We start from the raw sequence: 13,065 nt of genomic DNA, 5'->3' as shown, positions 1-13,065 counted from the left end.
TTGGTTGGCTGCTGGAAAGCAGCGTTGCGGTCCTAGGGGTCGGTCCAGACCATCGGCATTGACCGCACAAGTCCCAGCAGGTCGGCCTGACGGCGAAGCCCAGTCTTGTCAAAAATGTTTCGTAGGTGGAACGCGACGGTTGTGGACGATACATCAAGCCGGTCGGCCACCTGATCGCGCCGCAGCCCTTCTGCGATGAGAAGTGCAACGCAGGCTTCGGACGGGGTAAGATCGAACAACTGGCGTAACGTCTCGGCATCAAGCGCCTGCTGACGTTCGGGGTCGGAGATGGTGAGCATGGCTGCGATCCCGTCCTTTCCCGCTGCCTGTCCAAGGGGCCGCCCCAGAACCATAAGGCGGCGGCCACCTGTTTCGAGCAGGAGCGCCGCCTCGGCCACCTGGCCAGAGGCCACCTTCTTGGCCAGCGCCACAAGTTTGCGGCCATCCCCGCCCTCGACGCCGATACGGGGGCCGAGATCGATCTTGGCCTCCCGTGCGAGGATTTGCGCCGCGCGATTGGCATGGCGCACGCCGCCATCCTCTCCCAGCAGGACCACGCCGACCGCGAGCCGATCCAGCACCGCCGTACTCGGGGCATCGCGTCTCGATGACCGCAATCGCGCCACCTGGTCGAGACGCGCAGCGACCATGGCGTGCAGAAGATCGTAATCAATGGGTTTTGTCAGGTAATCGTCCGCACCGGCGCGGTGTCCCTCGATCATCTGTTCGCGCGAGGACAGCGCGGTCAGGAAAACGAAGGGAATGTCATCGAAATTGGGCCGCGTGGCCCGCAAATGCGCCAGCAGGGCGTGGCCGTCCATTCCAGGCATGACGATGTCACACAGGATAAGGTCAGGGCGCCGACTGTCGAGTTGATCCAGTGCTTCCTGCGCGTCACCCACCGCAATCACCCGATAGCTGGCCTCGCGTAGTTCAGCAGCGATGTCATCGCGCAACGAAGGTTCGTCCTCGATGCACAGGATCAACGGGGCGGTCATGTCACCACCTTGCCCGGCAGGCTCAACCGCGCGATCAGCCCACCGCCCTCACGCGCTTTAAGGGTCAGATCGCCGCCCTGAAGGCGTGCAAGGTGGCGCGCCAGCGGCAGTCCCAGTCCCGAACCTGGCAGATCGCGATGTCGCGCCCCGCGCGCGAAATTATCGAAAGCGCGAGCCAGTTCTTCAGGTGTCATACCAGACCCTTGGTCACAAACATCGCACATGGCCATATCGCCGCTGAATAGCGGCCTCACATCGATCTCGCTGTCGGTCGGGGAATAGAGCAAGGCGTTGCCCAGCAGGTTTGCCAGGATCTCGCTTGTCAGGACAGGATCGCAGATCGCAGTGACTGGACGGTTGCCAGTGCGAAGCGTCACACGTCGACCCGCCTGCAAATCCTCGATTGCGGTGGCGGCAATTCTATCAAGATCGTGACAAGCCAGTGCGGGCGCGACCGCACCTCTATCGACTCGCGCCATCAGAAGTGCGGTGTCGGTCAGTCGGATAAGGCGCGCCACCGCCTGGCGCGACACGTCTGCCTTGGCGCGGATCACCTCGGGTGTGGGCGGTTTGCCAGATCGTGTCAGCCGGTGCATTGCGCTGTCGATGACCGCAAGCGGCGTCCGTACTTGGTGTGCGATCAGGTCGGCGAACCGCCGATAGCCCTCTGATGCTGCACGCTCGCGGTTCAGGTCCCGTTGCAACCGCTCGGCGCGGAGCCGGTCTACCCGAGCCCGCATGAGACGTCTTTCGCGGTCGACAAGCAAAACGGCGAGTGCGGCGCCCGAAATCAAAGCCCCGATAATGGCAGCCAGCGCCAGAAGGTGCAGCTTGCGCAACTCATCCAGACGCTCGGACTGCACCTGCCATTCACGCGACATGACTTGGCTCGCCTTCTGGCGCAGCGCTCTCGTCAAAGCTGAGACATGCGCCTTCAGCGCTGCCGTATCGCCACCCTCGGCCGGATCGAGCCTGAGCAATCCGTCCCGCCAACCCATCAGCCCCTCTGCAAGTCCGGCCTCGCTGAGGAAGCGCCATTGGGGGCCGTCCCGCATGAGATTCAAGCGTGATACCAGAAGATCATAACGCAGCAGCACCTCGGACGAGCTCGCATCGCTTGACAGGGCAGCGGAGAGAGACAACGCCTCGATCTGGGTCTGACCGAAGATCCATGTCATATTTTGAGTTGCCGAAATCTGCATCTGCCGTTCGATGCGGATGATGTTGGCGGCTGCAATAACTAACAGCCCCAGACAGACCAAAATCAAGGCGCCCAAGCCGGCATAGCGCCAGTGCGCGCCCAATCGGTTCATTGCACATGCAGCGCGCTGAGTTGCCAGACCCAACGCATGTCATAGCGGATATCAGCCAGCACGCTGTGATCGTCGCGTGGGTACACAATCCAGACCGGCCCTTTGTCGCGCGGTGTGAGTGCAATGCCGTCCATGTAAAGCGCCGCGATCACATCGAACTCGTGGAAATCATCCATCGGAATTTCGATCACATAGTCGTTGAGTGCGCGAGCCGTCACGGTGTCGCCACTGGCCTGCGCACGATCGAGGATATCGCGCATCAACACGCCACGGAATACCGGCTGGCCATCGGTCACAGACGTTGAAGTCGCGATCTCGTGCCACTCCAGCGCGTCAAGGTCTGCGCGTGTAAGCTTGACCTCTCCGTCGGCAACGGCACCGGTCAAGGTCAACAGTACCTCTTGGGCAACCGCCCCGGACGCGCCGAGCGCCATCAAAACTGAGCCAAAGAGCAGACGTTTCAGGACTATCATCGGCCACTTTTCTTGACGAAATCCAAAACCATCCCGAGAATAGCACGCAAAATCGCATCGTGCCCACTCCAAACGAACGGGGCGCGACTCTACGGACGGGTTTAAGCTCCCACAATTCCAGACGGGGGATATAAATTGCGAAACACGCCACGTTTCATGGATGCGTTATGCCTCGCTTTGGGGCTTTTGGCAGGCAGTGCGTCAGCGCAGGATCAAGCTGGGTTTGTTACCGGAAGTCTGGGAGACACGCCGCTCGAACTGACAGTCTCACCCGACTTTTCGGACGCAACCATTGTCGGAACCTATGTCGATACCTCCCTTCTTGCCACGCAGGTCGACGGCGCCGAGGGGCCGATAACGCTGATCCTCACTTTCAACGGAGACCTGTCTGATCTTGCGGAAGTGACAGTCGAAATTACCTTTGCACGCGAGATGGGCCGTAACTGGTTAGGCGACAAAAGCGGCCTTTCGCTGAAGCTTGACAAGTTTGATGCAGCCGATGGTGTGATCGCCGTCGCGGGCACCGTTACCGGCGAGGTCACCGGCGGCCCAGATCAGGAAACTCTGCCGGTAACGGTCAGCTTCAACGCCCGAATGAAGGAGACGGACTGATATGTGCCGCCTCATCCTTGCGCTTATCTTTTTGACCACCCCACTTGGCGCGAACCCGGTTGATGGTGTCTATGACGGGTTCGACTGCACCGCGCCCGTCAGCGACCAGCGCGTGACAGTCCAAGGTGATCGACTGATCTACTATGAATCAAGCTGTCGCCTGACCGATCCACAGACTGTCGAAGGTTGGGAAGGCGCCACGCTTTATTGGGCCAACTGCCGTGGCGAAGGACAGGATTGGCGCGAACGGACACTGTTGATGACTCGAATGGGCGGCGATCTCATCGTTGTCGGCGACGGGTGGGCCGAGCGCTATGCGCCTTGCCTCAACCAACAACAGGGGGCCGATTGATGCGCACCATGATGTTTGCAACACTTCTGTGCGGTGCAACACCGCTTATGTCGGATACCGCAACAGTGGTTGTCTTCGACGCCTCCGGCTCGATGTGGAACCGTCTCGAAGGCGATCTCAGCCGTATAGAAGTGGCCCGCGATGTCATGGGCAACTATTTCGTCGATCGTAACCCTGATGCACCTTACGCGATCGTGGCTTACGGTCATAATCGCCGCGGTGATTGCAGCGATATCGAGGTGGTCACACCAATGGGCCAGCATACCGGTGCCGGACAGGCCAACCGGATCGTGGGGCTTATCCCACAGGGGATGACTCCCCTCACCGACGCGTTGCGGGTCGCCCGCGACCAGATCCCGCCAACCGCCGAGTCCGCGGACATCGTGCTCATCACCGACGGGCTGGAGAATTGCGGCGGCGATCCTTGTGCACTGGCAGCGCAGTTCGCTGCCGAAGGCATCGACCTGCGCGCGCATGTCGTAGGTTTTGGAATGGCACCGGGCGAGGTGGGGGCGCTGGCCTGTCTGCCTGACCAGACGGGCGGGCTTCTTCTGGAAGCTGCGACCGGGGCGGAACTGACGGCTGCCCTTGCGCAGGTGACACCCGCTGAACCCCTTGCCAACACGGTGGTTATGTCACTTTTCGCCGTCTCCGCCGAGACGTCCGCGCCGCTGGGTGCCGCCGACTGGCGGATCACCGATGCCGATGGCCAGCTTGTCACACAAGGCGAAAACCGCGATCCTTTCGACCTCGCCCTGCCGCCAGGGGAATATAGCATTGCTGCAACCGCACCGGGCTTTAGCGGCGAAATGCCGTTGACTGTGCGTGCCGACATCGTCCAGCGCGTCGCTGTGCCGCTGATCGAGGATCGTCCCGAGGCGTCGCTTGATGCTCCCGGGACCGCACCGGCAGGCGGGTCGCTGGATGTGGACTGGACCGGACCGGATGCCGATGGCGACCGCATCACGCTCGCACGGCCAGAAGCGGCAGTGGGCGACATACTGGCGGTGACGCTGACCCGACGCGGCACCCCTGCTACACTGCGCCTTCCTGACGAAACCGGGATGTTCGAGCTGCGCTACGAGCAAAATGAGCCGCAGCGCATCCTTGTGACGCGCCAGATCTCGCTGACCGCAACCGAGGCCAGCATCATAGCGCCCGTCGCCGTTCCGCTGGACGAGAGGTTCGAAATCGACTGGACCGGTCCCGCTGGACCACAAGACGAGATCGTTCTGGCCGAGATCGGATCGCCTGATGATGCGCGCATCACGGCGACGCAGACTCGATGGGGATCTCCGGCGAAATTGAAGGCGCCCGACGTGGCTGGAACCTATGAGTTGCGCTACCGCGTTGGTGCGTCGGGCCGCATCCTCGCGCGCACCCAATTCACTTTAGGAGGCACTGAATGACCCGCGTCGTCTCGTTCGTGTCAGCCGTCGGCCTGTTGGCAGCCTGCATGCCGACCGATCAGGCCTCCTTTGACGAACCTTCCGCCAGGCTCGTTAGTTTTGCCCCTGCCAAACAGGATCGCAGCGGTTCCTGCATTGTCGGCTTTACGGTCACCTACCCGGAAGACATATCGCCCCACAAACGCCGCATTACGATCGAGGAACCTGCCCTTGGTGTTTCGACCAGCTATGATCTGCCAATCCCCGCGCTAGGTCCTTCGGGTGCATTCACGCGGCAAGATGGCATGGTGACCTTTGCCGGGTTGGGCAATGCCACCGTGATCGACTGTGATCCCGAGCTGACCCGGCGCACTCTGTCCGTTGGCGCATGTACCGATGGCCAATGCGCACCTGCGCGTTTCGTGCCGGATGCGTCCTTGGCATCGCTGGGACTTGAAGGGAGGGTCCAGTGATGGTCCGCGTCATACTATCCGCCTTGTTGATCGCGCTGGCCAATCCGGTGCTGGCCCAGCAAAACACTGCCATTCAAAATGAGATCTGTTCGGAGACGCCCCGCGGTTCGGATCGGCTCGACCTGCGACGGATCGGCCCGATGCTGGAAGGCAGCTGGGCTGAGATATCAAAGGGTATCGGAATGACGATGGGCGTTCACAGGAATGAAGTCGAGATTGTCTATGACCGCATGCGCAACCGGCTTTACCTTAGCAGTGACGGGATGCAGACCGAACTGGTGCCGGTGCGGGGTGGCAACAGGGAACTGCGTTACGATTTCACTGCGCAGAGAGCTATGCCACCAGAGATGTTCGCGATCGAACCGAAGCTAACCGAATGGGCCTATGTGCTGGGTTGTGACATCGACCTTGCTCCGCAGTTTTCCTGGCAAATCGGTAGCGGCACACGGCGCGCGGATGGCATCATCAGCTTCTTGTCGGAAACGGACGCGATCGGAACAAAATGGAACTCAGGGAGGGGCGCCCGTGAAGTAAGCCTGACAAAGAGATGAGCAGCATGAAACCGATCCTTGCCCTTGTTCTTTCATTGATGGCGGCTCCGACATTCGCCCTCGACTCTATTGGCACAGTCACCGCACGGCTTGAAGGGGCGGACCTGTCATGGCAGGTTTTAACCACGGAAGATGGCGCGGCGATGGTGCAGGTCAACGATATCGGCCCGCTGACCATGGTGGACACGCACGCGATGGGCGATGGCGATGTATATATCGGTCTGGTCTTTCAGGATGAGCCGTCGATAGATGTCGCTCCTGTCGGCATCACGATCGACATAAGACCCGAAGGCGCAGCAGGCCCCGTCTGGAAAAGCGCGGGCGCATCAGTCGCGCCCACGCTTTCGATCGAAAGGCTGAACCTCGACGGCGCGGGCAGGATCGAGGCGGGCTTTGAAGCGATGCTGTGCCGCGGCGATACCCCGGCGACCTGCGAAACTGTGATTGGCCGGATAGAGACCGATCTGGGACTGCCATGAATCTGTCCTCGCTGCTGGCCGATCCCCTGCGTGTGTTGGAAAAGAGTGACCCGGTTCTCGAAATCGAGAACCGCCCCGTACGCCGTGCCACCATCACTATGGGTGGCATCCTGCTTGCGGTCGCGATGGCCCTTGCTGCCATGGCCGATGGGGCTGTTGGCACCGGTTTATTGGTTTTGGCCGTGACTGCGTTCATCGGTTGGATGATCCTTGACGAGACCGTTCAGCTTACGCAACTCCGCCTTGACCGGCCTGCTGATCAGGCCCGCCTGCGCGTGACCGGCCTCAAGGGCCGCAAGGAACAGAACTTGCGGTTGTCGAACGTGTGTCGGGCAGAAACACGCATCCGCTATGGCAAGCAGGCAAACCAGGAAACCATTGAACTCTACCTTGTCGGATCTGAAGATGACGGCATCGGCGAAACCTTGATTCCGTTGGGCCGCGCGGACACCGAAGACGTCATCCGCATTGCCGCCCTCATCACTGACTGGCTGAAGGGCGGAAAAGGTGGAGGCCAGCCATGATGGCCCGAACCAATACGCCCGAGTGCTTCAAGGTCGAACTGGCGATCCCGCGCTTCATCCTGTGGTTCATGATGGCCCCTGTTGTTCCGGTCACCCTCTTCGGATTGGTGAATCTGCTTGGCGGCGAGGTCCTGACGGGCTTGATCCTGCTTTTGGGCCTCAACGGGGCCATCTACCTTGGCTATGTCACTTTGTCCGAGCGTACAGTCCTTGCACTCGACAAACGTGCGGGGCTGGTCACGATCCGCCGCGAGTCGCGGTTTCGCGCGCGTTCGGACGACTATCCTCTGGAGGCGCTGGACAGCGCAGAGCTTGACCGTAGCAATACCTCTGCGGAAAGCCGCACCACCTCTAAGGTAATGCTGGTCTTTCGGAACACCCGCCCTGCGACCCGGATTCCGCTGTCGAGTTGGGGTGTCTCCGGTGACGGGCCGGGCAGGATTGCCGACGAAATCAATGATTGGCTGCGTCGCCAAGAAAATCTAACGCGGTGAAAGAAAGATATGGAGACCCAGCATGACCTCTAGACACCACCTCGTCCTTGCAACCTGTCTTGCCACTTCCCTTGCCACAGCCAGCTATTCGCAAAGCTCGGGAACGGTGACGCTGATCGTTGCAGACCAAGAGCGGACAATTCCGGTCTGGTCTGACCAGAGCGACTGGAGTGGTGGTGAAAGCTGGCCATCCATCAATATTTATGCCCGCGATTTCAGTGATAGCGGCGAAGAGCCCGCGTTGATAAGCCTGAGCTTCGAGGCTGCCGGTTGGCAGCCAAGCGCGCCCGAAATGGACCTGGTTCTTTACGAGAACCGAAAATCCGTCGGAAGGCTTTTTGCCCGCGAGGAGGAGGAGCGCGGCGGATTGACCGTCATCGTCGATAGCCATGCCTTCGATGGAACATCACTAAGCCTGAGCGGCAGCTTTGAAGGCACGCTCGGCCCCTCGGATAACTATGGGAACGATATCGACCTGTCACAGGGCGTTCCGGTGACAGGAACCTTCGACGTTGTGCTGGAGACGCTGGAATAACTCTACTCGTCATGAGCGGCCCCCTCAGAAATGGGCATGGCTAGAAGCGCATTTCGATTGCGCACGAGAAACGCCATTGCCATGCGCTGCGCGATTCATCGTGGTTGCTTAAAATTGATCTGCTTAATGAAATAAAAATGCTTTCTCCTGTCCGGTGAATTCTGTTCAAGCTCGGTAGGTTTTGTCTTGGTGACCTCACCAATCGGAAAAGAAAAAGCAAGCTTTGAGAAGGCTGTTTCAACTTCTCAAAGAAGGGCCCCATAACAATAGCATCACAGCCTCTAAGGCAGCCCAGACCTGGCGCTCCCCGATGGCACCACCTGCCAGATCGTGACGGCGACGCACTACAGGCGTGGGCGGCAAAAACGCCGCTGCTACCGCATCGAGGAAACCGGTGGGCTCGCGCGCCCATCGAAAGCCTCACTCGCGGGCTCGGAGCTACTCAGCTCCGCGAAAGGTGCTGCCAGCTCGGTGCTGGCGGAGTTCCTGGCGGGGCATGGTGGCTGAGTTTCCCGCTGAGACAACATCACAGGCATGCGCACACATACTGCCGACTTGAAACCGTATCTCAAATGAGATACATCACTCCCATCAACTGGAGGACCATCCATGCCTGCCCAAACATCCATGCTTCATGTCCGTGTTGACGATCAGCTGAAAGCACAGGCTTCGGACGCACTTGCGGGCGTCGGTCTGACGCTCTCCGACGCGGTGCGTATTCTTCTGACCCGCGTGGCCGCAGAAGGCGGCTTGCCTGCCGGATTGACTGCTGATCCGGATGCCTATGACGCCTGGTTCAGGGCGAAGGTACAGGAAGCGCTGGACGATCCAAGGCCCACAACGCCCCATGCCATGGCGATGCAAGACGCCCAGGCATTGATTGACGGGAAGCGCCTTGCCAAATCTTGAATGGAAAGCCACGGCCATAGCCGACTTGCTGGCAATCATTGACTACATCTCTGACGACAACCCGGATGCCGCCCAAGTTCTCAAAGACGAGATTGAACACAAGACGTCCCTCCTTCCAGAACGCCCTCAGATGTACCGCGCGGGCCGTGTGGACGGGACTAGGGAGATGGTTGTTCGGCCGAACTACATCGTGGTTTATGCTGAAAGCCCTGAGATGGTGACCATTTTGCGCGTTCTTCATGCTGCGCAGCAGTGGCCATGATCGGGGTGCAGGCCCCCCGCTAAGAAATTGCCCGCTCTACGCCTTCAAAGTGTAGAGCGGGCTTTTTGTCCTTTGGAACTCAGACCCTGATCCAAAGGAATATCCCCATGTCCAAGCCCAATCCGGCAAACCCGGCTTTCCCAATCTCCGACGCTAACCTCACCTCTGCCCTCGCGCAGATCGGCGCGGAGGTCGACAACCAGCCCCTGCGCAGTTCAGCGCTCGCGCGCATCATGCGCGAGACGTTTCATGGCAGCGATGCCGGCGGTGCCTGGGACTGGCGCATGGCCTATGACCTGATGCAGGCCGCGGCTGTTCAGGTGCTGCTGCGTGGGGAAGGTGCTTCAGGTGACATCGCCGCTGCAAGGCTGCTTGCCTCGCGGCTCCTGACGGAAACCCGCCGCTCCGAGCAGCAAATCCGGCTGCAGCAGTTTTCCACGCCGCTGCCATTTGCGGCGCTGGTCTTGCGGGCCGCGGCGATCCGCGAGGGCGAAACCGTGCTGGAGCCCTCGGCTGGCACCGGTGCCCTGGCTGCTTTCGCCGCCCGGGCCGGTGCCACGCTTTTGCTCAACGAGATCGATCCTTTGCGCCAGCGCCTCCTGCGCGCGGTTTTCGGTGGCGAGGTCACAGGCCATGACGGCGAGCATATCGACGATCTACTGCAAACGCCGGTTCTACCCGACGTCGTGGTGATGAACCCGCCCTTCGCCTCCTCGATCGATCGCTCCCGAGACAAGCACATCGCCGCCAAGCATCTCATCGCGGCTGCAAAGCGCTTGGCACCCGGCGGGCGGCTTGTGGCGATCATGCCGCCGGGATTCACGCCCGAACGCGATGCCGCGCATTGGTCCCGCGCCTGCGGCCTCCTGACGCCGCGCTTGGCGTTGACGATGCCGGGGCAGGTCTACCGCAAGCTCGGCACCTCTGTCGAAACCCAGCTCATGGTCTTCGACAAGGTGCAGGAAGACGGCGAGATGATCCGCGCAAATGTGCGGGATCTGGATGAAGCCTTGGCATATGTCGATGCCGTGGCCGCAACCCGGCCTGAGATGCGCCCCGTCCAACGGGCGGCAGCGGTTACTCCTGCGCGACCGACCGTTGCATCCTCTGCCCCGCGCAAGACCGCCGCTGCGCCTGTCGCCCCCTCCAAACCCCGGGCCAATGCCGTCCGTCCGCTCAGCTTCACAAGCCTTGAGATCCCGCGCGACAACACGCCCATCTCGGACATCTATGCGCGCTACCGTCCGCAGCGGATTGAGATCGCAGGCGCGCAGGAACATCCCACACCGCTGGTCGAAAGCATCGCCATGGCCTCGGTCGCGCCGCCGGTGCCCTCAGGTGCCGCCAGTGCGGAATTGCGCCTGCCTGCCAGGCTGATTGAGGAGGGACATCTCTCCGAGGCGCAGCTGGAAACCATCATCATGGCGCATGATGCCCATGGGCGCGACCTGCCGGGGCGGTTCACCGTCGACGACGACCAGACCAAGCTGACGCGCGCCGATGATGACCCAGACGCACGGGCCTATCGCCTTGGGTACTTTCTCGGCGACGGCACCGGTTGCGGCAAGGGCCGCGAATGCGCGGGGCTCATTCTCGTGAACTGGCTTTCCGGGCGCAGGAAGGCGATCTGGGTCTCCAAATCCGCTACGCTCATCGAGGACGCCATCCGCGACTGGACCGATCTCGGCGGCTCGCCAGCCGACATCCAGCCGCTCTCCAAATGGAAACCGGACCAGCCCGTCCCTATGGGTGACGGTATCCTCTTCGTCACCTACGCCACGCTGCGGTCCGCGGGCAAATGCGGCACCACGCGACTGAGCCAGATCCTCGACTGGATGGGCGAAGACTTTGAAGGCGTGCTGGCCTTTGATGAGGCCCATGCCATGCAGAACGCGGCCGGGTCCGATCAGGGCAGGGGGGTCAAACCCTCCCAGCAGGGCCTTGCTGGCCTGCGGCTGCAACTGGCAGCACCCCGCACCCGCGTCTTCTACATCTCGGCCACGGGTGCCACGAGCGTGCACAACCTGGCCTATGCCGCGCGGCTGGGGCTCTGGGGGCAAGGCCCCGAATACCCCTTCCCGAGCCGCGAGAGTTTCGTCTCGGCGATGGAAGCAGGCGGTGTCGCCGCCATGGAGGTGGTCGCGCGTGATCTCAAGACGCTCGGCCTCTACACGGCCCGCGCCCTCAGCTTCGATGGCGTGGAATATGACGTGCTCGAACACGCGCTCACCCCGGCCCAGATCGAGATCTACGACGCCTATGCGGGAGCCTTTCGCACGATCCACCACAATCTCGAGGCAGCGTTGACTGCGACCGGCGTCAATGATGCTTCGGGAGAGACCAATGCCTCGGCTGCTCGCGCCTCGGCCAAGTCCCGCTTCGAGAGCACGAAGCAGCGCTTCTTCAACCATCTCCTGATGGGCATGAAAGCCCCGACCATCATCCGCGCGATCAAGGACGATCTGGCAGCGGGCAAGGCTTGCGTCATCCAGGTGGTTTCGACAGGCGAGAGCCTGCTGAAACGCCGGCTTGAGACGATGGATTCCGACGACGAGCTCGTCGAGGGTGCCTTGACGCCGCGTGACTACGTGCTGGGCTACCTCGAACAGGCCTTCCCGATTCATGCTCAAAAGCTCGTCGAGATCGACGGCAATATGGTGGTGGAACCTTTACGGGATGAGACCGGGGCGCTCGTTGTCTCGCGCGAGGCGCTCGCCCTGCGCGATGCGGCCATGATGGAGTTGATGACGCTCGCCCCGATCCCCTCGGCGCTCGATCAGATCCTCTGGGCCTTTGGTGACGACGCCGTGGCAGAAGTCACGGGGCGGTCCATCCGGCCCCTCAAGGCCGAGGATGGTCATCTCTTCATCGAAAAGCGCGCCGCCAGCAGCAATTCCTCCGAAACCCAAGCCTTCATGGACGGCGAAAAAGATATCCTTATCTTCTCCGATGCAGGCGGCACGGGCCGGTCCTATCACGCGGCGCAAACGGCGAAGAACCAGAAACGGCGGCGGCACTACCTGCTGGAGCCCGGCTGGCGCGCCGATGCGGCCATCCAGGGGCTCGGCCGCACGCATCGCTCTGCCCAGGTCAGCGCGCCTTTCTTCCGGGTCTGCACCTCGGATGTGCATGGCGAAAAGCGTTTCACCTCGACTATAGCCAAGCGCCTCGACCAGCTGGGGGCCCTGACCAAGGGCCAGCGCGAGACCGGCTCGCAGGGCATGTTCCGCGAGGAGGACAATCTCGAAAGCCCGATCGCACGGGCGGCGCTGCGTGGGTATTTCGCCGATCTTGCCGCCGGGCGCGCTGAGGCGATGAGCTACGAGAGCTTCACCGACTGGACGGCCCTGCGGCTGATCGACAAGGACGCGGTGCTGCTCGAAGAGCTGCCGCCGATCCAGCGGTTTCTGAATCGGGTGCTTGCCCTTCCCATCCACATGCAGAACGCGCTCTTTGCCGAGTTCATGCGCCGGATCGCTGATCAGACCGAACGCGCGCGGGCGGCGGGCACGCTCGATCTCGGCGTGGAAACCCTGCGCGGCGAAAAGATCGAGCAGGTCTCCACGGAGGATCTCTGGACCTGCCCGAAATCTGGCGCCGTGACGCGGATCATCGGGCTCGAGGTGACGGACCCGGTCCATGTCCTGGGCGCTGAAGAGGCCATATCGCGCAATCCGGACAAGCTGCCGATGGTCAATCGCG

15 protein-coding genes and 1 pseudogene are annotated in these 13,065 nt (G+C 61.5%); 13 read left to right on the top strand and 3 right to left on the bottom strand.

The genetic code is table 11. The annotated features are described in order from the left end of the window. Positions 1 to 32: 32 nt before the first annotated feature. The 3 genes from DC363_RS13925 to DC363_RS13915 are packed head-to-tail and all read right to left on the bottom strand — an operon-like array spanning position 33 to position 2,784. A complete protein-coding gene (locus tag DC363_RS13925) occupies positions 33 to 998 on the bottom strand; it encodes a response regulator (protein WP_108641780.1) in 966 nt (321 codons plus the stop codon). Next, complete coding sequence (locus DC363_RS13920; protein ID WP_108641779.1) at positions 995 to 2,311, bottom strand: sensor histidine kinase; 1,317 nt, start codon at positions 2,309 to 2,311, stop codon at positions 995 to 997. The genes DC363_RS13925 and DC363_RS13920 overlap by 4 nt, the downstream gene beginning before the upstream one ends. Continuing rightward, complete coding sequence (locus tag DC363_RS13915) at positions 2,308 to 2,784, bottom strand: putative pterin-binding protein (RefSeq protein ID WP_108641778.1); 477 nt, start codon at positions 2,782 to 2,784, stop codon at positions 2,308 to 2,310. Before DC363_RS13915 ends, DC363_RS13920 begins: the two co-directional genes overlap by 4 nt. A gap of 135 nt (positions 2,785 to 2,919) precedes the next feature. On the opposite strand from DC363_RS13915, the gene DC363_RS13910 reads away from it, so the two are divergent. The 13 genes and pseudogenes from DC363_RS13910 to DC363_RS13850 all read left to right on the top strand — a co-directional run. Then, entirely contained in the window at positions 2,920 to 3,396 is a 477-nt protein-coding gene (locus DC363_RS13910; RefSeq protein WP_146180792.1) for a hypothetical protein, read from the top strand. Position 3,397: 1 nt separating this feature from the next. Further along, positions 3,398 to 3,748: a hypothetical protein gene (locus tag DC363_RS13905; RefSeq protein ID WP_108641776.1), complete on the top strand. Its 351-nt coding sequence runs from the start codon at positions 3,398 to 3,400 to the stop codon at positions 3,746 to 3,748. Next, the gene (locus DC363_RS13900; RefSeq protein WP_108641775.1) at positions 3,748 to 5,157 is read left to right on the top strand and encodes a vWA domain-containing protein; all 1,410 of its coding nucleotides are present in this window, start codon (positions 3,748 to 3,750) and stop codon (positions 5,155 to 5,157) included. The genes DC363_RS13905 and DC363_RS13900 overlap by 1 nt, the downstream gene beginning before the upstream one ends. After that, a complete protein-coding gene (locus DC363_RS13895) occupies positions 5,154 to 5,609 on the top strand; it encodes a hypothetical protein (RefSeq protein WP_108641774.1) in 456 nt (151 codons plus the stop codon). Before DC363_RS13900 ends, DC363_RS13895 begins: the two co-directional genes overlap by 4 nt. Further along, positions 5,609 to 6,160 carry a hypothetical protein gene (locus DC363_RS13890; protein ID WP_108641773.1) on the top strand — a complete coding sequence of 184 codons (552 nt, stop codon included), beginning with the start codon at positions 5,609 to 5,611 and terminating at the stop codon, positions 6,158 to 6,160. The genes DC363_RS13895 and DC363_RS13890 overlap by 1 nt, the downstream gene beginning before the upstream one ends. A gap of 5 nt (positions 6,161 to 6,165) precedes the next feature. Further along, entirely contained in the window at positions 6,166 to 6,639 is a 474-nt protein-coding gene (locus tag DC363_RS13885) for a hypothetical protein (protein WP_146180790.1), read from the top strand. After that, positions 6,636 to 7,163, top strand: a complete 528-nt coding sequence (locus DC363_RS13880) for a hypothetical protein (RefSeq protein WP_108641771.1) — start codon at positions 6,636 to 6,638, stop codon at positions 7,161 to 7,163. Before DC363_RS13885 ends, DC363_RS13880 begins: the two co-directional genes overlap by 4 nt. Beyond that, positions 7,160 to 7,657, top strand: a complete 498-nt coding sequence (locus DC363_RS13875; protein WP_108641770.1) for a hypothetical protein — start codon at positions 7,160 to 7,162, stop codon at positions 7,655 to 7,657. Before DC363_RS13880 ends, DC363_RS13875 begins: the two co-directional genes overlap by 4 nt. A gap of 22 nt (positions 7,658 to 7,679) precedes the next feature. Beyond that, on the top strand, positions 7,680 to 8,192 hold the full coding sequence (locus DC363_RS13870) for a hypothetical protein (RefSeq protein ID WP_108641769.1): 513 nt from the start codon (positions 7,680 to 7,682) through the stop codon (positions 8,190 to 8,192). A 297-nt stretch (positions 8,193 to 8,489) separates the two neighbouring features. After that, positions 8,490 to 8,699, top strand: a pseudogene (locus DC363_RS17175) (DUF6927 domain-containing protein); the annotation flags it as partial. Between the two features lie 102 nt (positions 8,700 to 8,801). Further along, the gene (locus DC363_RS13860; protein ID WP_108641768.1) at positions 8,802 to 9,101 is read left to right on the top strand and encodes a type II toxin-antitoxin system RelB/DinJ family antitoxin; all 300 of its coding nucleotides are present in this window, start codon (positions 8,802 to 8,804) and stop codon (positions 9,099 to 9,101) included. After that, positions 9,088 to 9,363 carry a type II toxin-antitoxin system RelE/ParE family toxin gene (locus tag DC363_RS13855; protein ID WP_071974127.1) on the top strand — a complete coding sequence of 92 codons (276 nt, stop codon included), beginning with the start codon at positions 9,088 to 9,090 and terminating at the stop codon, positions 9,361 to 9,363. The genes DC363_RS13860 and DC363_RS13855 overlap by 14 nt, the downstream gene beginning before the upstream one ends. Positions 9,364 to 9,470: 107 nt before the next feature. Further along, a partial coding sequence (locus tag DC363_RS13850) for a strawberry notch-like NTP hydrolase domain-containing protein (protein WP_108641767.1) occupies positions 9,471 to 13,065 on the top strand: 3,595 nt, incomplete at its 3' end.

Source organism: Thalassorhabdomicrobium marinisediminis (assembly GCF_003072065.1).
In the GTDB taxonomy this organism is placed as follows: Bacteria; Pseudomonadota; Alphaproteobacteria; order Rhodobacterales; family Rhodobacteraceae; genus Octadecabacter; species Octadecabacter marinisediminis.
This window is presented reverse-complemented; position numbering and strand designations above follow the sequence as displayed.